Consider the following 255-nt stretch of genomic DNA (forward strand, 5'->3'; position numbering starts at 1 on the left):
GCTTTTGCCATTGCACTATCAGCACGATTTCCGACCGTACCTAGCGTACCTTCGTACTCCTCCGTTACCCTTTAGGAGGAGACCGCCCCAGTCAAACTGCCTACCATGCACGGTCCCAAACAGTGTTTACCTGTCTTGGTTAGAACCGCAAACAAATCAGGGTGGTATTTCAAGGTCGACTCCAGAGGAGCTGGCGCTCCTCTTTCTCTGTCTCCCACCTATCCTACACAAATCGGTTCACAGTTCAATGCAAAG

The 255-nt window shown here is 51.0% G+C and carries 1 rRNA gene; it reads right to left on the minus strand.

From position 1 onward, the window contains the following. Positions 1–255: ribosomal RNA gene (locus ACYQ4O_RS13125) — 23S ribosomal RNA — on the minus strand; the annotation flags it as partial.

The sequence above is a fragment of the Turicimonas sp. TL08 genome (assembly GCF_054660695.1).